Here is a 20,520-nt window from a genome sequence, read left to right on the forward strand (position 1 = left end):
GATAGAACTGACGAAGTCAGTAACATATATACGGCAAGGCGAAGCTGACGTGGTTTGAAGAGATTTTCGAAGAGTATTAACTCTCACCTATTCATGCAAAGGAATTTTATGGAAGTTTATTTTTCAGGAACCATTGAACGGATTATTTTTGAAAATCCCAGCAATTTTTATCGCATCCTCCTCCTAGAAATCGACGATACGGACGCAGAGGATTTTGATGATTTTGAAATCATTGTCACGGGCACCATGGCTGACGTGATTGAGGGAGAAGACTATACTTTTTGGGGGCAAATTGTCCAGCACTCCAAGTATGGGGAGCAACTGCAAATCAGCCGTTATGAACGCGCAAAACCAACTAGCAAGGGCTTGGTCAAGTACTTTTCAAGTAGCCATTTCAAGGGAATTGGTCTCAAGACAGCTCAGAAAATCGTGGATACCTATGGTGAAAATACCATTGACGAAATTCTGCAACACCCAGAAAAGTTAGAAGGCATCGCAGGACTCTCTGCCAAAAATCGCGAGGCTTTCGTCTCCACTCTCCGTCTCAACTACGGAACGGAGATGGTTTTGGCCAAACTTGCCAACTACGGCATTCCTAACAAACTAGCCTTCCAGATTCAAGACTTTTACAAGGAAGAAACCCTTGATGTGGTTGAAAATTATCCCTACCAGTTGGTCGAAGATATCAAGGGTTTGGGCTTTACTATTGCTGACCAATTAGCGGAAGAACTAGGCATCGAAAGTCAGGCTCCTGAACGCTTCCGTGCCGGTCTAGTTCACAGTCTTTTTCAGGCCTGTATGGAAACAGGGGATACTTACGTTGAAGCACGGGATTTGCTAGAACAAACCCTTACTCTCCTTGAGTCTTCCCGCCCCGTGGAACTGGATCCCAGCCAAGTGGCCCAGGAGCTCTCCTACCTGATTGAAGAAGACAAGGTTCAGCAGATTGATACCAAAATTTTTGACAACAGCCTCTTTTTCGCTGAGGAAGGCATCCGCAGTCACTTGGTTCGTATCCTTGAAAAAGGAAAACAGAAGAGCCAAGATTTAGAAACTATTCAAAAGCATATCACTACTGTCGAGCAAGAGCTGGGAATTGAGTATGATAACATTCAAAAACAAGCTATCTGTGATGCTATCCAAAACAAGGTCTTTATCCTAACAGGTGGACCTGGTACTGGTAAGACAACTGTTATCAATGGGATCATCGCTGTTTATGCCCTTTTAGAAGGACTTGACCTCAGGAAAAAAAGCAACCTACCTATTCTTCTCGCTGCTCCAACTGGACGAGCTGCTCGACGCATGAATGAATTAACAGGCTTGCCTAGCGCGACCATACACCGCCACTTAGGAATGACAGGCGACGATGATACCAGTCATCTGGAAGATTATCTGGATGCCGACTTTATCATCGTAGATGAATTTTCTATGGTGGATACTTGGCTGGCCAATCAACTCTTCTCCAACATCTCTTCTAACAGTAAGATCCTCATCGTGGGTGACAGCGACCAGCTACCATCTGTCAGCCCTGGACAAGTTCTAGCTGACCTGCTTCATATTCCCTTAATTCCTCAGACTCGTTTGGAAAAAATTTACCGACAAAGCGAAGAATCAACCATTGTCACCCTAGCAAGTCAGATTCGACAGGGTATCTTGCCAGCTGATTTCACTCAGAAAAAAGCAGACCGTTCCTACTTTGAAATTGCTAGCGGACATATTCCTGCTACTATTGAGAAAATCTTAGGCGCTGCCCTCAGAAGTGGCATTCCTGCCCGTGATATTCAGGTTCTGGCCCCCATGTACCGAGGGACGGCAGGGATTGATGCCATCAACCAACTCATGCAAGACCTCCTGAACCCACCACAAAAAGACCAACTCAGTTTTGAAGCTCCCCAGTGCCACTATCGTAAGGGAGACAAGGTCATTCACTTGGTCAACGATGCTGAAATCAATGTCTTTAATGGAGATTTAGGAGCCATCACAGACCTGATTCCGGGTAAATACACCGAGTCGAAACAAGACGAGATTGTCATTGATTTTGATGGCAATGAGGTCTCTTACCCACGTAACGAATGGTATAAGATTCGTTTGGCCTATGCCATGAGTATCCATAAGTCTCAGGGAAGTGAGTTCCCTGTTGTTATCCTACCAATCACCAGTGCTAGTAGGCGTATGCTGGAGCGCAATCTCATCTATACAGCCATTACACGCGCCAAAAGCAAGCTTATCTTACTAGGCGAATTACAGGCCTTTGACTATGCTACCCAGCACATCGGAACTGCCCGAAAAACCTATCTGATTGAACGCTTCAATGATTTATTGGAAACTATTGAAGAAAAACAACAAGCTATCTCTAAAACAGCCACATCAAGTACCTCTGAACAACCCTACATCCTAACAGAAGAAAACTGGGACAGCATCCCAGCCATGATTGGGATTACAGAAGCAGACCTCAAAGAGATTTTTGGAAAATAGTGCATAAGAAAACCCACCAATTCAGGTGGGATTTTTGTTTATTAAGATTATTTAACTGTTGCTGTGCTTGTGATCAATTCAACAGCTTTTTTGATTGTAATGTCGTGTTTCAACATATCAGCTGAAAGCAAGCTTTGTACTTGTGCAACTTCCATGTTGTAATCTGCAGCCAATTGCTCGATTTCTTTTTGGATTTCTTCTTCTGAAGCATCAAATCCTTCAGCTTTGGCAACTGCTTCGATAACAAGGTTAGTCTTAGTACGTGACTCAGCTTCTGCTTGGTATTGATTATGAAGGTCTTCTTGAGTTGTTCCAGTGATTTGGAAGTACATATCAGGGTTGATACCTTGACGTTGCAAGTTTCCAAGGAATTCGTTTACTGAACGGTGAACTTCTTCGTGAATCATTTCTTCTGGAAGTTCTACGATTTCAGCGTTTTCTACAGCTTTATCAATTGCTGCACCTTCAACTGCATCTTTGTAAGCTTCTTCTTTAGCAGCAGCCAATTCATTACGGTATTTTTCTTTCAATTCAGCAAGTGTTTCAACTTCTTCATCGATGTCTTTTGCAAGCTCATCGTCAAGAGCTGGAACTTCTTTAGCTTTTACTTCGTGGATAGTTGTTACGAATTTAGCTTCTTTACCTGCAAGATCTTCTGCTTGGTAGTCTTCTGGGAATGTTACGATAACATCAACTGTTTCGCCAGCTGAGTGACCTACCAATTGGTCTTCGAAACCAGGGATGAATTGACCTGAACCAAGTCCAAGTGAGAAGTTTTCACCTTTTCCACCATCAAATTCAACACCGTCGATAGAACCAACGAAGTCGATGACAACAGTGTCGCCGTTTTCAGCAGCTGCTTCTTTGATAACCAATTCAGCCAAGTTGTTGCGTTCGCGTTCGATACGCTCTTCAACGTCAGCGTCAGTTACTTCTTTTTCTACATCAACTGATACTTCAAGGTTTTTGTAGTCACCCAATTTTACTTCAGGTTTTGTCACAACTTCAGCAGTGATAACCCAGTCTTGACCTTTTTCCATTGAAGTTACATCAATTTTTGGTTGAGCAACCACTTCAAGACCAGCTTCTTTTACAGCTGCTTCATAAGCGTTTGGCAAAAGAGCATTCATAACGTCTTGGTAAAGTGATTCTTCACCAAATTTTTTGTCGAAGATAGGACGTGGAAGGTGACCTTTACGGAAACCTGGAACATTAAGAGATTTCTTCACTGAGTTGAAGACACGGTCCAATTCTGGTTTGATTTGGTCTTGAGAGATAGTGAAAGTCAAGACACCACGGTTTGTTTCTTTGTTTTCAAATGATACAGACATTCTGTCATTTCTCCTTAAAATTTTTTAAATACAGTCTATTATAACATAAATGAGCGACTTTTTTCAAGTAACGAATGCGCTTTTCAATAATGGGAGAGGTACTTGCTTGCTTCTTTTATACTAAGGTCAACCACTTCTCCAATATTATTTTTACATAACTATTAAAAATCCTCACGCCCCACCAAGTGGTGCTGAAAGGCATAGACTGCAGCTTGTGTGCGATCGCTAACTTCAAGTTTGGCAAGAATGTTGGACACGTGGGTCTTGACCGTCTTGAGAGAGATAAAAAGTTCGTCTGCGATACGCTGATTTTCGTAGCCCTTAGCGATGAGTTGGAGTACATCTCGCTCACGCGCAGTCAAGTCCTCATGTAGTTCTATGTGATTGCGGTGGTATTCAACCTTCTTGCTGACCTCCTGCTCAATGGCCAACTCCCCAGCAGCCACCTTACGGACGGCATGGAGTAGTTCGTCTGCACTAGAAGTCTTGAGCATATAGCCCCGAGCACCAGCATTTAAGACAGGCATGATTTTTTCATTGTCCAAGTAAGAAGTCACAATCAAAATCTTAGCTTCAGGCCATTCTTTGAGGATAGCCAAGGTCGCATCAATTCCATTCATCTCAGGCATGACGATATCCATGACAATAACATCTGGACGCAATTCCAATGCCAAGTCAATACCTTGAGACCCATTTGCAGCCTCGCCCACAACTTCTACATCGTCTTGGAGATTAAAGTAGCTTTTCAAGCCCAATCGAACCATTTCATGATCATCTACTAGTAAAATTCTCATCTTTACTCCTTTATGATTCCTTATCTAGCAAGGGAATACGAATATCAACTGCTAATCCTTGCTTGGGAGCTGTCAATAACTGAACCGTCCCTGCCATATCTTCAACCCGCTCCTTGATATTGCGGAGTCCATAACTCAGGTCATCTAAACTCCCCAACTGGAAACCAATCCCATTGTCCACCACCTTCAGCTGCAATTCAAAATCCGTCTGATAGAGATAGACATCCAAACAAGATGCCTGAGCATGGCGGAGGGTATTGCTGAACAACTCTTGCAGGATACGGAAGATGTGCTCCTCGATTTTCTTAGGCAATTTCGTCACATTTTGCTTGAAACCAACCTTGAGATCACTCTTGTCCTCAAGCTCTTTTAAGAGGATTTGGATTCCCTCAACCAGACTCTTTTGCTCCAGTTCAACTGGTCGCAAATGCAAGAGCAAAACCCGCAAATCCTTCTGGGCGGTTTCTAAAATAGCTGTGACACTCTGCAACTGAATTTGCATCTTTTCTCTATCCAATTTCAAAGCCTGCTGGCTGACACCTGACAAAATCATGTGGGCCGCAAACAACTCCTGACTGACCGTATCGTGCAAATCCCTAGCAAGCCGCTTCCGTTCCTTCTCGATGATTTCCTCTTCCTGATCAAGACTGTGATTTTCAGCTTTTTGAAGAGCTTCTATCAAAAGGTTAAGTTTACCTGATAAGGACTTGAAACTGGCATCCAAGTCTGGATCTGCAAGCTGAACCACTTCTTGCCCTGCCAACAAACGTTTGAGATTAGCCTGCATTTTTCTTAGAGAAAGCTCTTCGACACCTCGCCAAAACAGAGCTAAAAGACAAGTCATGGACATGCTGAAAACCAACAACAAAAAGACAAATTTTTCTGTTTTTTCGACATCGTGCAAGAAAATAGACCAGTCAAAATCAAGAATTTCCAATAAGCTGTGGGAGAAAAACAAGACAAATAATAAGGAGGTGAGAGCAATGATTATATAAGCTTGTTTTTTCATCCTCTGACCACCTCCACATCGCCAATCATAGTGGTCAAGAAAATCTTGACACTCTTGTTACTCTTGAGATAGTCTCTTGTTTCTTGATGATAGTGTTCATTGCGGAGGGCTCGCTTGGGCTGGTTGAAAAAATTCAAATCCCCATAGAGACAATTAACACTGAGACTGACTTCTACATCTACAGGCACAATGATTTTAGTCGTTCCTACCATCTTTCTGAGGATAATGACATTGTCGTGATTGGTTAAGATGACCCTCTCCAGATGAATGGTATCCTTGCCCATGAGACGAAAGAGATTGATATCATCAAACTGACAAGTCTGGTAGCTTGAAAAATGATGAAGATTTCCAAACCAACGATTTTTCTCCTTCTTAACCGTCACCACCTCTTCAAACACCAAATTGGTCTGCTCTTTTTCCTGGTTCATCATCGGATAAATAAGAAAGAGGCTATAGATGACCGCAACAAAAATAGCTAGAATCACAAAAGGATTGAGCATGACGATGAAAAAGAAGAGAATGGTTGCCACCACTAAAAGAAGATTATTGCCCTCTTTACCAGTGTAATAGCGAATCAAAAGCAAAAAGAGGAATAAAATCAGCAGAAAACGCGAAAAATGCTCTGATACCATCAACATCAGAGCTCCCGTCAACAGACAGGCTTCGATAAATAAAAAGATTTTAAATTTTCTCATAGGTTCATCCTCTCCCTTTTATTTTATCACAATTCAAAAAAGTCACCTCGGTCTGAAGATGGAAAAAAGGCGATGGTTACGCCTTTTTCATCTGATCTTTTGCTTCTTTTAATTTTCCATAAAGAATGTAATCTACGCTTTGCAAATCTGCTATGGTAGCACAATTAAGAGCACACATAATTAAGCGTAGATCTTCTTTCCAACCTTGGACAATGCCAATCACTTCTTCAACTGAATAGGTTTCAACCAATTCCAGAACGGTTCGTGACAATCCTACAGCCTTAGCACCAAAGACCAAGCACTTAATCATATCCAGCGGATTCCGAACGCCACCACTGACCAAGAGTTCAACCTTGTCTTTCCAGTCTTGGGCATTGAGAAGGGCTTGCATGGTAGACTGGCCCCATTGATTGAGGTAATCACGCTGACCACTGCGACGGTTTTCGATATAAGCAAAGCTGGTACCGCCACGACCTGATAAGTCCACTGTACGAACACCCAGTTCATAGGCTCTTTCAATAGTCTTCACATCCATCCCAAAGCCCACTTCCTTAAGGACAATCGGAACGGGGATTTGCTTACTATAGTCTGCCAGATGCGATTGCCAGCTTCTGAACGTTCTTTCTCCCTCTGGCATCAGTAATTCCTGCATGACGTTGACATGCACTTGTAAAAGTAAAGGATTCATCTCCGTCACAGTCTGCAAACCAAGTTCAACAGGCTTGTCCAATCCAATATTGGTTCCAAGGAGGAGATTTGGATGACTGGACTTGACAGAAAAAGAGGCATCTGATGGATCTTTGAGGGCTGCGCTATAAGAACCCGTTACAAATAAAATACCACAGGTTTCTGCCACCTGAGCCAGCTTTTGATTGATTTCTCTTCCCTTATCGCTTCCACCCGTCATAGCATTGATATAAAAAGGAAAGTCCCACTTTCGACCAATAAATTCTGTAGACAAATCAATCTCATCTAGGTCATAGAGTGGTAGCGAAGAGTGGATTAACTCGACCTCATCAAAGCTATTATAGGCACTTTTCTGCTCAAGGGCATAGCGGATATGCTCGTCCTTACGATTTGTCGTCATGTCCTATCCTTTCTTGGTATAAGAGCTCAATCCCCAGATCGGCCCAACGATTTTTTAGGGTTTCAGTTGAGTGCACATCAAAACTTAAAGCAATACCACAGTCACCACCACCAGCACCGCTGCTCTTGGCAACAGCCTGCAAATCTTGACTAGCTTCTTTCAGCTGTCTAAGCGAAGGCGTGTAAATATCTGCGCTCAAACCTTCTAAGAGCTTGCTGGCTACTTCTACTTGCTCGATGCTTTTTTCTACTTTCCCCTGCTCCAAGGCTTCTACCAAAGCAGCCACCGTTTCTTTTGAGGAAGTTAAAAAGTTCTGATCTATATTTTGCTTAATTTGCTGGACCATGTGACTTGATACAGCCACTTCCTTGGTCCATCCCACTAGGAAATCGCATTCTAAAGTTGGTTTCACTTGTGAAATTGAAAAGCCCCAATCACGCTCCAGAACTGTCGCCAACTTTTCTTCTTCCAACCAAGCAGCCACCCTCCGGCGATCAAATGACTTGTAGAGAACCAATTCCTCTGCCACAATACAGGCAAGGTCTCCCATGGAACCATTGTCTCCGCGCTTGAGCAAGACCGCGCTAGCCAGCTTGAACAAGAGCTCCTGAGCAATCGAAAGATTATATAGAGCTAGCAGAGCCTTGATGACCAAAACAACGACGCTACCGCTAGAACCTAGACCAAACTTTTTCCCTTCCTGTTCCATTTTTCCTCGGATTTCCAAAGAAAATGGTCGCAAGGTCTGCCCACGATCGGCGAGGAAGTCATTCATCAAAGCAATCGTTTCTTGAATCAAGCTATAGTCAGGATTTGGTGTCAAGTCCACTGCGAAATCAAACATATCTGAGTAGATACGGTAGGTCTCAGAAAAAGCAATCTCCCCCTTCATATAGATGGGAATGGCCTTTATCAAGGCCAACTGCCCTGGCTCTAAAATAGCATATTCGCCTGCCCAATAGAGCTTTCCGCAAGTTTTAACAGCAATCATCTTGGCTCAAATCCTTTGTTTTTGACACAATCAAGCGATAACGTTGACCGAAGATTTCTGATAAATGCTCCAAGTCTTTCTCTTGACAGAGGACTTTGACATTGGGACCAGCATCCATAGTAAAATAGCAGGCTTCTCCTTGTTCACGAAGCTGACGAACAAAGTCCATGACTTCATAAGAAGCATCCGTCAGATAAGAAAAGGCTGGTGATGCTGTTTTGGTCGTAGCGTGCATAGCCAGGGCATTTTTCTCAGTCAATTCCCCAACCTTGGCAAAGTCATTTTCCTTGAGATAAACCAGCATATCCTGATAGTCTTTCTCAGACTGACGCACCCAGTCGTCAAAAGTAGTCGAAGTTTCCACACAAAGTTTCATCCCATCACGGCTAGAGATTGGTTTTTTCTTGTCCTCTAGCACCAACATAATCATAGCTAGTTTCAAGTCTGTCTCTACAGGGTAAATTTCTCCGCTATCCTTGTCCCAGGCTCCTAGTGGTCCATAAAAACTCCGAGAAGAAGAGCCTGAAGCAAATTTAGCCTCCTGTGCCAACTGACTTCTATCTAATCCAAGTTTGAAATAGGAATTGCAAGCCTTGACCAAGGCGGACAAACCACTAGAACTTGAGGACAAACCCGCTGCGGTAGGCATATTGTTTTGAGTATCGATACGGACAAAACCCTCACTAGCTGGACGGTAGCGGTCGATGATCTTACTCATCTTGGCATGCTCCGCCTCATTTTGTAGCTGACCATTGATATAAAAGACATCAGCTGTCGCATGGGCTGGTAAAGGCGATAAAGTCGTCTCCGTGTACATATTTTCTAAAGTCAGAGAAACACTGCTAGTAGCAGGCACCATCTCTTTTTCTTTTTTCTTTCCCCAATATTTGATAATAGCAATATTTGCGTAGGAACGTACTGTTACAGGCTCTCTATCCATGTCTGAACAGCTCCTTTCTCTTCTAATCTTTCTGCTAGTTCTTGTGCGTGTGTTAAATTGTCTGCCAAGGCTATGATACAGCCTCCAAGCCCACCACCGCTCATCTTGGCACCCAGAGCACCATGGCTAAGAGCCGTTTCAACCAAAGAGTCTGCCTCAGGGCTACTGACACCAATTTCTTTTAAATGTAAATGTGCTTGACTGAGGATTTGTCCCAGTCCTTCAGCATCTTTTTGTGAAATCGCATCTTCTGCCTGCTGGGTCAATTCTCCCAAGGCATGTAAAAACGGTAGGGCATCCTTGCCCTTGTTTTGAACCACTTGGATGGCTTCACGAGTATGACCATAAACGCCCGTATCTGCAATCACTAAATAAGCTGATAAATCCATCTCAAGCTCTGTAAATCCTACGTTCTTAATAAAGCGAATAGGCTGGTCACTGAGACAGGTCTTAGCATCCAAACCACTAGGATTCATATGGGCAATCATCTCAGCCCGATTGACCAAGATTTCTAGTACATCATGAGGCAGATCAGCTTGATAAAAATCAAAAACCGCACGAATAGCTGCTATGCTGATAGCCGCTGACGAACCCATCCCTCGTTTCTCAGGAATAGCCGAGTCAATCTCACAGCGAATACAAGCATCCTTGATATTTAGATGTTCAAGTGAAGCATAAACTGCCATGGACAAGGTATCCTCCTCATAGAGGCGCCAAGGACTCTCTGCAGGAACTACCTTACAAGTCACCTCCACCTCCAAAAGAGGCAGGGAGATAGCAGGATAACCGTAAACGACCGCATGCTCCCCTATTAAAATAATCTTACTATGTGCCTGACCGACACCAACTTTTTTTGTCATTTTTTCCTTTTACTAGACGAAAAAGCCGTCTCATACTCAATGAAAATCAAAAAGCAAACTAGGAAGCTAGCCCCAGGCTGTACTTGAGTACGGTAAGGCGACGCTGACGTGGTTTGAATTTGATTTTCGAAGAGTATTATTTTTTCCTACAAGTATTTATTCTTTCCTATCTATTTTATTATATTTTCACAAAAAAAGCGATTGTTTCCTTCACAATCGCTTCTTTCATTATTGAACCCATTCGCCATTATAGTTGACAGAATAGCCATCTACGGTCGTATTCACTGCCAAAGCACCTGAGCTATAAGCGTAGTACCATTTGCCATTGACCTGGAACCAACCAGTTGCCATGGCTCCTGATGAGCGGAGGTAGTACCACTTATTACCAAGGTATTGCCAGCCAGTTTTCATATCACCATTTTCAGCATCTAGATAATACCAAGTTGAACCTTCTTGATACCAGCCAGTTGCCATAGCTCCTGATGAACGGAGATAGTACCACTTGTTACCAAGATATTGCCAACCTGTTTGCATGATGCCAGTTGTTGGATCTAAGTAGTACCATGGAGCAGCTTTTAGCTTATCTTCATCATATGTAAGAGGAAAATCCTTAACCCAACCACGTGCTAGCTCCCCAACAGTCAATCTGTCGATACGAGCATCGAAGCCACCACTCTTTTGTAAATAATACCAGTGTCCCTCATCATAAACCCAACCAGTTTTTAAAGTGTGATAGCTACGCTGATCTTCAAAATAATAGACTCGTTTCTCTGCTGGGCTATCATATTGTTCCCCATGATGTTTGTTGGTATTGGTAGCAGTTTTTGCTTCTAAAACTTGCTTGCCAACAAATTCTTGTAGGACCCCATCTTGGTTAAAGTAGTACCATCTTGGCATTGGCATAAATTCCAACCTCATACCATTAGGATAGGGACCAATTGTACTACCTTTAGATGGAAACGGGATATATTGCCAGCCGACAACCATTTCTCCTGATACATGATCAAAATAATAGGTCTTGCCATCAATCACTCGCCAGGCCTTTTCTTTGATGTCACCCTTCTTGTAGTAGGTTCTACCATTTTCTTGGACAAATTGCCAACCTTCTGAATCAGCATCATCCGCCAATACTGCACTTGTCGCTAGCAAACCAAAGAAAAAGACTGCTAATACGATTTGCATCAATTTTTTTATTACTTTCATTAGATCTATCCTCCATAACTGATTGTAGCAAATACAAAATCGCATATCAATATATAGAATATCCTCTCAAAAAAAACAGTTACAAAACTGCAACTGCTTTTCTATTCTTGCATGGTGTAACCAACACCACGAACGGTTTTAATGTAGCTTTTTTGACCTTTTACATCAAGCTTGCTACGTAGATAACGGATATAGACATCCACGATATTTGTTTCGGTCGCACTTTCATACTTCCAGACACTTTCCAACAACTGCTCACGAGTCAGAACTTTCTTGCTTCCCATAAGAGTAGCCAAAAGGTCATACTCACGGCGCGTCAGAGCAATCATCTCCTCGCCACGATAAACAGTATGATGTTCTACATCCATACGCAGATTGCGGTAAGACGTTGGAACCTTCATCTGACTACAGTGTTGGTCGATGAAGTCCCGACCTCGGAAAATCGCTGAAATACGAGCTACCAGATTCTCAATAATAACTGGCTTATAGATGTAAGAAACGGCAAAGCGTTGGATTGTCTCAATCTGATCTTGCAATTCTTCGCGATGGTCCAAGACCATGATGATTGAAGCTGGCTTAGACCGACTCAGCTTGTCTGCAAAATCCTGGGCTGTCATATCCCCCAGTTGAGCATTCAATAAAATCAAGTCATAGTCTGTCTGAAGAGCCATGGAGAGGGCTTTTTGCCCCTCCTCAACCTGATCAACTCGGTATTGCTCTTTTTGGAGTTCCAAACTTAAAAAATGAGCTAGATTTCTTTCTTTCTCAAGTAATAAAATCCGTTTCCCCATGGCAGACCTACTTATTTTTCGTCATACCAAGAGTAGTGGAATGTTCCTTCTTTGTCTTTACGTTGGTAAGTGTGAGCACCAAAGTAGTCACGTTGCGCTTGGATCAAGTTAGCTGGAAGGTCAGCTGAACGGTAGCTATCAAAGTAAGTAATAGCTGCTGAGAAGGTTGGTACTGGTACACCAGCTTGAACAGCAAGAGCTACGATATCACGCACTGCTTGTTGGTACTTAGCAGTAACATCCAAGAAGTATTCATCCAAAAGAAGGTTAGCAAGGTCTGCATCACGGTTGTAAGCGTCTGTAATTTTTTGCAAGAAACGAGAACGGATGATACAGCCATCACGCCAGATAGATGCGATATCTGCAAATGGCAAGTTCCAGTTATTTTCTTTAGAAGCTACACGCAATTGAGCAAAACCTTGTGCGTATGAAATAATTTTTGAGAAGTAAAGGGCTTGACGGATTTTTTCAATCAACTCAGCCTTGTCTCCTTCAAATTTGAAAGCAGCTGGTTTTGGAAGAACCTTGCTAGCATGTACACGTTCTTCTTTGTAAGTTGAAATGTAGCGAGCAAATACTGACTCAGTGATGAGTGACAATGGCACACCAAGGTCAAGTGATGATTGACTAGTCCATTTACCAGTTCCCTTGTTACCTGCAGCATCAAGGATGTAGTCTACGATTGGTCCATCTTGGCCTTCATCATCTTTACGGCTCAAGATATCAGCTGTGATTTCGATCAAGTAGCTGTCCAATTCACCCTTGTTCCACTCAGTAAAGATTTCAGCCATATCTTCTGCTGAAAGACCTAACAAGTGTTGCATCAAGTCATAGCTTTCTGCGATCAATTGCATATCACCATACTCAATACCATTGTGAACCATTTTCACATAGTGACCAGCTCCATCAGGACCGATGTAAGTCACACATGGTTTGCCATCTTCTGGCGCTTTAGCTGAGATTTCTTCAAGAACGTCAGCAACCAATTCGTAGGCCTCTTTTTGTCCACCGGGCATGATAGAAGGACCTTCAAGGGCACCTTTTTCACCACCAGAAACCCCAGTACCGATAAAGTTGATGCCTGAGTTTGCCAATTCTTCGTTACGACGGATTGTATCTTTGTAGAAAGTGTTTCCTCCGTCAATCAAGATATCACCTTTGTCAAGGTGTGGAAGAAGGGCTTGGATAGTAGCATCTGTACCAGGTCCAGCTTGAACCATAAGCATGATACGACGAGGTTTTTCGATTGAGTTTACAAAACTTTCAACGTCATAGCTTGGTACAAAGTTCTTTTCAGGATGGCAAGCAATTACATCTTCAGTTTTTTCTTTACTACGGTTGTAGATAGCAACTGTGTAACCACGAGATTCAATATTAAGGGCAAGGTTACGACCCATTACGGCCATACCTACGACACCAAAGTTAGCTTTTGTCATTTGACACTCCTCTTATTTAATTTGTTTTATTTTATCATTTTTACTTTTGAAAAGAAAGAATTTTGTAACGACTGCTTAGTAGTCCAAGGCATCCGCATGTCCAGAACCATTTCCAACAAAGTATCCTGTCTTACAGTTAAGGGTAAAGAGATAGGTTCCATCTGGCTTATAGAGGTTGTAATAACCATTACCATTAACGATATTAACACGTTCGAGGATGTATTGGTTACCAGTGATATAACCACGTGAACGTGAAGTCGCTAGAATTTGTTCTAAGACACCATCAGCGAAATCCCAGGCAGAGTTGTTACTATCATCAATAGCAGACTGATTATAGGGAACACGACTCGCACTTCTTTGAACAGCAACCCCTGCACTTGATAGACCCATATTGACTTCACTGCGACTACTTCTAGTCTCATTTGAACTACTTGGTTTTGTCTCACTAGTCGTATTTGAACTTGCTTGACTAGAGTTTGAACTGCTAGTTTGACTTGAACTTGAGCTAGAAACACTTGTTTGCTGGCTCTTACCAAGGCTAATAGCCTTATCTAGCACTTTATCAATCTCAGTATTGCCAGTTTTGATATCCGTAAATTTAGCATCCGATTTGGCTTTAGCATTGGTATCCAAAACACCATCAACAATAGCTGGTTTTTCAAATTGAGCATTGACATCTTGAATGGCCTTGATTTGCGTTGCTAGACTATCATACTTCGATTTGGCAAGCGTATGTTCACGACTACCTTCCAGCTTATCAAGCAAGGTCTTCAGTTGACTCAGTTTATCAAACTGGCTATTTTTCAAAGCCGTTTTATTGCTATCTGTATAAAAGGCATCGTATTGGCTATTAAAATCTTCTAAAATCGGCTGAATATTCTGCTCGCTAGACGATGATTGAGCATTTTGGATTTCCTGTGTTGAGCGATTCACTTGACGGTAAACATAATAAGCAGTTCCAAGGATAAGAACCGCTAAGGTTACTAGAATCCCATAAAGCACCCATTTCTTCTTACTTTTTTCATCTTCACTATCCGGAACTCGAGAAAGTGTTGGAACTTCCTCCCCTTCAAACAATTGTACTTCTTCAGTCTCAAATTCTTCGACAGGGGGAACTTCTGAATCGCGTGTGAATTCTAAATCATCGAACTGACTCAAGTCATCTTCTGCTACCGAGGACTCAACTTCTGTCTCCTCACGAAGCTCTTGAAGCAAATTATCCAGAGTCTGAGGCTCCTCTACCTCTTCTTTTTCGACTAACTCCTCTTTTTTGTATTGACGAGTCGCAAACTTATCTGCTTCGATTTCATCTTTGTGTTGCTTGACATACTTGTCCAAAATGGAATCTTCAGGCAAGACTCCTGCTTCCACTTCTTCATTTTTACGAATAGCTTGACCAACTGTTAACTCTTTTGCTTCATCAAAATCAAATCGCGGTTCTTGGTTTTCTTTTTTATGACGATTCCGTCTTTTCTTACTCATGAGTATAACCTTTCTATTTTACCTATTGGCGTTTAACACGCTGACCAAAATATTGATACAGATCCACTTTCAAGGTTCCGTTGTATAACTTACGTTTCTTATCCGCCTGACTACCATACTTACTTTCAAATGCTTCATCACTAGTTAGGATAAACTTACTCCAAGTTTTCAGTGGTGCAAATACTTGCCCCATCTCAGCATAAAGCTTAGTCACCCCTGCATCATCTGATAAACGTTCCCCATAAGGCGGATTGGAGATAATCACACCATTGATTTTATCGGAACGCAAATCCTGCACGCGCATCTGCTTAAAAGTAATGTCTCCTGCAACACCAGCTGCCTGGGCATTGGCCTTAGCAATTTCCACCATACGTGCATCGATATCACAACCCATAATATCCAGTTCCAGCTCACGATCCACTTTTTTAGCCGCTTCTGTACGCACTTCTTGAATCAAGCGATCGCTGATCCAGTTCCACTCCTCAAATGCAAAAGAGCGACGAAGTCCTGGTGCCATCTTTCGAGCAATCATAACTGCCTCGATACAGAAAGTTCCTGAACCACAGGTCGGATCAATCAAAGGCTTATCTGGATACCAGTTAGAAAGTTGTAAAATAGCTGCCGCCATGTTTTCCTTGATAGGGGCTCCCCCTTTTTCGGTACGATAACCACGTTTAAAGAGGCTAGACCCTGTCGTATCAATCATGACAGTTGCCACATCTTTGAGAATAGAGACCTCAATCTTAAACTCTGGGCCATTTTCCATCAGTGGAATACCTTCTGGGCGAGCATAGTGTTTCTGCAATTTCTTGACAACAGCTTTCTTAGAAATAGCCTGAACACTGGGTTCATTGTGAAGTTTGGACTTAACACATTTGGCTTTTGAAATCGGAAACCGAGCTCCGAGTGGTAAATAATTTTCCCAATCTAAAGCGAAAACTCCCTGAAACAGCTCTTCAAAAGTCTTAGCTGGGAAAGTTCCTACGATGATCTTGATACGATCTGCTGCCCGAAGCCAAAGGTTGGTTTCAATAATAGCTCTCACGTCTCCTTGAAAACGAACACGTCCATTTTCAACCTGACAATCGTAGCCCAACTCTCGCACTTCTCGTCCCACAACAGCTTCAAGACCTGCTGCAGCAGTTGCAATTAAATTAAATTCTTTTTTCATTTTACAGTCTTGCAAGACCTTTCTATATGTCCACTTTAAAAAATGAGGTTGAGAAAATTTCTCAGCCCCAACCTATATGCAATTTTCTATAAGCCATGTTTTGTTCCAGAAGTGACTAGGACCACTTCCTTCGATAATCATCTGTCTACCACTAACAGCTCTAGCTGATAGCAGTCAGAATACTACGTTCGTTTCCGCGTACTCCATGCCCCGACCAAAATTTGGGTTGCTAGCTTGAGGGGTTTACCGCGTTCCACTCTCTCCGTTTCCAGAAAGACTCCGTCACTGTGGCACTTTCAAGCCTACTCCGGCCTATCCAAGGACTTAGCCATTTCAACTGCCGTAACGATTTCTCGTCCCTAGGCTTATGGTTTCGCCTAGCACAAACACTACAGGCATCACAGCCTGTGCTAGCATGGACTTTCCTCATGAGAAGCAACTCCCCTCACGCGATTATCCAAAAATTGCACATCTCAAATAACTACTTAGAAATCTGAGTTATCTAAAATTTGTTTACCAAAAACTTCTTTTTCCAATCTATTCAGGCGTTTCAAAATATCAAAATTCGTCATAGAACTTGTAGTTGCCGCTTCAAGGGGTTCTGCTTGAACTGGTGAAGGTTTCGGTTTACGAGCTAATTCTTCCTTCAAATCCGCAATTTCCTGACGAAGTGACTTGACCAAGGCAGCATAGGTTTCATAGTCCTTAATAACATCGTCTAAAAACTCATCAACTTCTACTTTACTATACCCTCGGACTTCACGCCCAAACTCTTGTTCAAAAATATCTTTCGCTGAAAAAATAATACTTGCCATGTCTCTCTCCATTCTCGCTTGCTAGTATTATTATATAAAAAAAGCCAAACAAAAATCAAGGTCAAAGCTTCAATTTTCGGAAAAATTTTCAGCAAGTTCATTTAATTGATCAAATGTTAATCTCTTTATAAAATAGTCCTCTTGATTTTTCATCTTTTGGTAAAAATAAGATAGTTTCGTTTCATTTTCCTCATCATAAAAAAGATAAGAACTATTCGTATTTTCCAGTAAAAACTGCTGGTAGTCTCTTAACTGCCCCTTGTGTTCATAGCGAGGATAGGCATATTTGACAAAGTCTACCTGCTTAAAACGACTCAGTTTCATCTGATTGCCTTCATTCCAATTTTCCCCATGGGTTTCAAAAGCAAAAATGGTGGCCAACTGGAAACCATATTCGGTCTGCATTTCCTGAGCGACCTCTAAAACCCAATATTCAAAACCCAAAGTCCCTGTAAATACAAGCCAAGTCACCCCATCTGCTGCCATAGCTTCTAAATCCCTACGTATCGCTTTTTTAATCAATTTCAAACGAGGATCCTTGTCTGAAAATAAACCCAAATCAAAAGCAGAATAGCCTAAAACCAAAGCTGTAGTCATTTTTAACCCTTTCTGTGCAAATTTATGATATAATAGAGTGATGTTATTGTACCAATAAGGAGAATTATGGTCAACTATCCTCATAAAATTTCATCACAAAAAAGACAATCATCTCTTTCTCAACCCAAAAATTTCGCAAATAGAGGAATGTCTTTTGAAAAGATGATCAATGCTACCAACGACTACTATTTGTCTCAGGGCTTGGCTGTTATACACAAGAAACCTACCCCTATTCAAATCGTACGAGTGGACTATCCCCAAAGAAGTCGAGCAAAAATCGTTGAAGCCTATTTTAGACAAGCTTCTACCACAGACTATTCAGGTGTTTATGATGGATATTACATCGACTTTGAAGCTAAGGAAACCAGGCAGAAACAAGCGATTCCGATGAAAAATTTTCATCCACATCAGATTCAGCATATGGAACAAGTCCTTGCCCAACAAGGAATCTGCTTTGTCCTTCTTCACTTTTCTTCTCAGCAAGAAACCTACTTATTACCGGCATATGATTTGATTCGCTTCTATCATCAAGATAAGGGGCAAAAATCAATGCCACTTGGATACATACGAGAATACGGTTACCAGATAAAACTAGGGGCATTTCCACAAATTCCCTATCTCGATGTCATCAAAGAACATTTACTAGGTGGTAAACAAGATGAATAAATACATTCTTATGCGAATATTAAAGTATACTGGAATCTTTTTCCTAACTCTCTTTATCGCATTATTTCTATTGGGTGGGGGTGTTTTCCTCTATTTTGTAAGTAAAGCTCCAGCACTATCAGATAGTAAATTAGTTGCAACAACTTCGAGCAAGATTTACGACAATAATAACGAACTCATTGCCGATCTGGGCTCTGAACGCCGAGTAAACGCTCAGGCCAACGAAATTCCTACTGATTTAGTCAAAGCCATCGTGTCTATCGAGGACCACCGCTTCTTTGACCACAGAGGGGTAGATACGATTCGGATCATGGGGGCCTTCTTACGTAACTTACAAAGTAACTCTTTACAGGGAGGATCAACCCTAACTCAGCAGTTGATTAAGTTGACCTATTTCTCAACATCAACTTCGGATCAAAATATCTCCCGAAAAGCACAAGAGGCATGGTTGGCTGTTCAATTAGAACAAAAAGCCACAAAACAAGAAATCCTGACCTACTATGTGAATAAAGTTTACATGTCTAACGGAAACTATGGAATGCAGACGGCTGCCCAAAACTATTACGGCAAAGATTTGCGAGAACTATCATTACCTCAACTTGCCCTACTAGCAGGAATGCCACAGGCTCCGAATCAATACGATCCCTATTCTCATCCAGAAGCTGCCCTTGACCGTCGTAACTTGGTACTTTCAGAGATGAAAGGTCAAGGCTACATTTCTGCCGAACAGTATGAGAAGGCTATTAATACCCCTATTACTGATGGACTCCAAAGTTTGAAATCGGTCAATAGCTATCCAGCATATATGGACAATTATCTCAAAGAGGTTATCGACCAAGTAGAACAAGAAACTGGCTATAACCTTCTAACTACTGGGATGGATGTTTACACAAATGTAGACCAAGAAGCTCAAAAACATCTGTGGGATATCTACAACTCCGATCAATACGTCTCTTACCCTGACGATGATTTGCAAGTCGCATCTACGGTCGTAGATGTTTCAAATGGTAAAGTCATCGCACAACTTGGTGCTCGTCATCAAGCAAGTAATGTTTCATTCGGTACCAACCAGGCCGTAGAAACCAATCGTGACTGGGGATCATCAATGAAACCAATCACTGACTATGCTCCCGCTTTAGAATATGGAGTCTATGACTCTACTGCTTCTATTGTACATGATGTCCCTTATAACTATCCTGGCACTGATACTCCACTCTACAACTGGGATCATGTCTACTTTGGAAACATTACAATCCAGTATGCTCTTCAACAATCACGAAATGTCACAGCCGTTGAGACTTTGAATAAGGTCGGTCTAGATAGAGCTAAAACCTTCCTTAATGGTCTTGGTATCGACTATCCAAGCATGCATTATGCAAACGCCATTTCAAGTAACACAACTGAATCCAACAAAAAATATGGTGCAAGTAGTGAAAAAATGGCTGCTGCCTACGCTGCTTTTGCTAATGGTGGTATTTATCACAAACCAATGTATATCAATAAAATCGTCTTTAGTGATGGTAGCGAAAAAGAATTTTCTGATGCTGGTACACGAGCTATGAAAGAGACTACTGCCTATATGATGACTGAAATGATGAAAACTGTTTTAACTTACGGAACAGGACGTGGAGCCTACCTACCATGGCTTCCACAAGCAGGTAAGACAGGTACTTCTAACTATACTGACGAAGAAATTGAAAAGTATATCAAGAACACTGGCTACGTAGCTCCAGATGAAATGTTTGTGGGTTATACTCGTAAGTATTCTATGGCTGTATGGACAGGTTATTCGAATCGTTTAACTCCTATCGTTGGAGATGGTTTCCTAGTTGCAGCTAAAGTTTATCGCTCAATGATAACGTATCTATCAGAAGATACTCATCCAGAAGACTGGACGATGCCAGACGGACTTTTCAGAAACGGGGAATTTGTATTCAAAAATGGAGCTCGCCCAATATGGACTGAACCCTCTACTCAACAATCCTCAACAGCTGAAAGTTCAACTACACAGGCAAGTACGACGGTTGGTCAACAACCCAATAATGCTCCAGCAACCGATCCTAATCAAGGACAAGCTGTTCAACCGACACAACCAGTACAACCAACGCCACAAAATCCACAAGTTCAACAACCACAACAGTGAGATGAAAGAAAATCCTGAGAATAAAAACTCAGGA

At 42.0% G+C, this 20,520-nt stretch carries 18 protein-coding genes and 1 other RNA gene; 3 read left to right on the forward strand and 16 right to left on the reverse strand.

Annotated features, from left to right (window positions below; all coding sequences use genetic code 11):
• Window positions 1–108: 108 nt before the first annotated feature.
• Complete coding sequence (locus tag O3601_RS02190; protein WP_371470826.1) at window positions 109–2,475, forward strand: ATP-dependent RecD-like DNA helicase; 2,367 nt, start codon at window positions 109–111, stop codon at window positions 2,473–2,475.
• 47 nt (window positions 2,476–2,522) lie between these two features.
• Here O3601_RS02190 and tig read toward each other — a convergent pair whose 3' ends face one another.
• The 16 genes from tig to O3601_RS02270 form a co-directional block, all read right to left on the reverse strand.
• Window positions 2,523–3,806 (reverse strand): trigger factor, encoded by a 1,284-nt coding sequence (tig, locus tag O3601_RS02195; protein ID WP_054435119.1) that lies wholly within the window; start codon window positions 3,804–3,806, stop codon window positions 2,523–2,525.
• A 161-nt stretch (window positions 3,807–3,967) separates the two neighbouring features.
• Window positions 3,968–4,600, reverse strand: coding sequence for a response regulator (locus tag O3601_RS02200; protein WP_371470829.1), 633 nt, complete (start codon window positions 4,598–4,600; stop codon window positions 3,968–3,970).
• Window positions 4,601–4,610: 10 nt separating this feature from the next.
• Complete coding sequence (locus O3601_RS02205) at window positions 4,611–5,609, reverse strand: sensor histidine kinase (RefSeq protein ID WP_371470831.1); 999 nt, start codon at window positions 5,607–5,609, stop codon at window positions 4,611–4,613.
• Window positions 5,606–6,304, reverse strand: coding sequence for a cell wall-active antibiotics response protein LiaF (gene liaF / locus O3601_RS02210; RefSeq protein ID WP_371470834.1), 699 nt, complete (start codon window positions 6,302–6,304; stop codon window positions 5,606–5,608). The genes O3601_RS02205 and liaF overlap by 4 nt, the downstream gene beginning before the upstream one ends.
• Window positions 6,305–6,380: 76 nt before the next feature.
• On the reverse strand, window positions 6,381–7,391 hold the full coding sequence (gene fni, locus O3601_RS02215; RefSeq protein WP_371470836.1) for a type 2 isopentenyl-diphosphate Delta-isomerase: 1,011 nt from the start codon (window positions 7,389–7,391) through the stop codon (window positions 6,381–6,383).
• A complete protein-coding gene (locus O3601_RS02220; RefSeq protein ID WP_371470838.1) occupies window positions 7,375–8,382 on the reverse strand; it encodes a phosphomevalonate kinase in 1,008 nt (335 codons plus the stop codon). Before O3601_RS02220 ends, fni begins: the two co-directional genes overlap by 17 nt.
• Window positions 8,369–9,322, reverse strand: a complete 954-nt coding sequence (gene mvaD / locus O3601_RS02225; RefSeq protein WP_371470840.1) for a diphosphomevalonate decarboxylase — start codon at window positions 9,320–9,322, stop codon at window positions 8,369–8,371. The genes O3601_RS02220 and mvaD overlap by 14 nt, the downstream gene beginning before the upstream one ends.
• Window positions 9,304–10,182, reverse strand: a complete 879-nt coding sequence (gene mvk, locus O3601_RS02230; RefSeq protein ID WP_371470843.1) for a mevalonate kinase — start codon at window positions 10,180–10,182, stop codon at window positions 9,304–9,306. Before mvk ends, mvaD begins: the two co-directional genes overlap by 19 nt.
• Before the next feature lie 228 nt (window positions 10,183–10,410).
• Window positions 10,411–11,385, reverse strand: coding sequence for a choline-binding protein CbpF (gene cbpF, locus O3601_RS02235; protein WP_371470845.1), 975 nt, complete (start codon window positions 11,383–11,385; stop codon window positions 10,411–10,413).
• A gap of 101 nt (window positions 11,386–11,486) precedes the next feature.
• Entirely contained in the window at window positions 11,487–12,176 is a 690-nt protein-coding gene (locus tag O3601_RS02240; RefSeq protein ID WP_371470847.1) for a DNA-binding response regulator, read from the reverse strand.
• A gap of 11 nt (window positions 12,177–12,187) precedes the next feature.
• A complete protein-coding gene (gene gndA, locus O3601_RS02245; protein ID WP_000158778.1) occupies window positions 12,188–13,612 on the reverse strand; it encodes an NADP-dependent phosphogluconate dehydrogenase in 1,425 nt (474 codons plus the stop codon).
• A gap of 75 nt (window positions 13,613–13,687) precedes the next feature.
• Window positions 13,688–15,094: a cell division site-positioning protein MapZ family protein gene (locus O3601_RS02250; RefSeq protein ID WP_371470850.1), complete on the reverse strand. Its 1,407-nt coding sequence runs from the start codon at window positions 15,092–15,094 to the stop codon at window positions 13,688–13,690.
• A gap of 22 nt (window positions 15,095–15,116) precedes the next feature.
• Window positions 15,117–16,265: a class I SAM-dependent RNA methyltransferase gene (locus tag O3601_RS02255; RefSeq protein WP_371470853.1), complete on the reverse strand. Its 1,149-nt coding sequence runs from the start codon at window positions 16,263–16,265 to the stop codon at window positions 15,117–15,119.
• Window positions 16,266–16,349: 84 nt separating this feature from the next.
• Window positions 16,350–16,730: RNase P RNA component class B (gene rnpB, locus O3601_RS02260), an RNA gene on the reverse strand.
• Between the two features lie 20 nt (window positions 16,731–16,750).
• Window positions 16,751–17,080, reverse strand: coding sequence for a cell division regulator GpsB (gene gpsB / locus O3601_RS02265; RefSeq protein ID WP_023945225.1), 330 nt, complete (start codon window positions 17,078–17,080; stop codon window positions 16,751–16,753).
• Window positions 17,081–17,149: 69 nt separating this feature from the next.
• On the reverse strand, window positions 17,150–17,677 hold the full coding sequence (locus O3601_RS02270; protein ID WP_371470856.1) for a DUF1273 domain-containing protein: 528 nt from the start codon (window positions 17,675–17,677) through the stop codon (window positions 17,150–17,152).
• Window positions 17,678–17,743: 66 nt separating this feature from the next.
• On the opposite strand from O3601_RS02270, the gene recU reads away from it, so the two are divergent.
• Both recU and pbp1a read left to right on the forward strand, forming a co-directional pair.
• Entirely contained in the window at window positions 17,744–18,343 is a 600-nt protein-coding gene (recU, locus tag O3601_RS02275; RefSeq protein WP_371470858.1) for a Holliday junction resolvase RecU, read from the forward strand.
• Window positions 18,336–20,486, forward strand: a complete 2,151-nt coding sequence (pbp1a, locus tag O3601_RS02280; RefSeq protein ID WP_371470860.1) for a penicillin-binding protein PBP1A — start codon at window positions 18,336–18,338, stop codon at window positions 20,484–20,486. The genes recU and pbp1a overlap by 8 nt, the downstream gene beginning before the upstream one ends.
• The last annotated feature ends 34 nt before the right edge of the window (window positions 20,487–20,520 follow it).

This window comes from Streptococcus sp. 20925_1_69 (genome assembly GCF_041432365.1).
In the GTDB taxonomy this organism is placed as follows: Bacteria; Bacillota; Bacilli; order Lactobacillales; family Streptococcaceae; genus Streptococcus.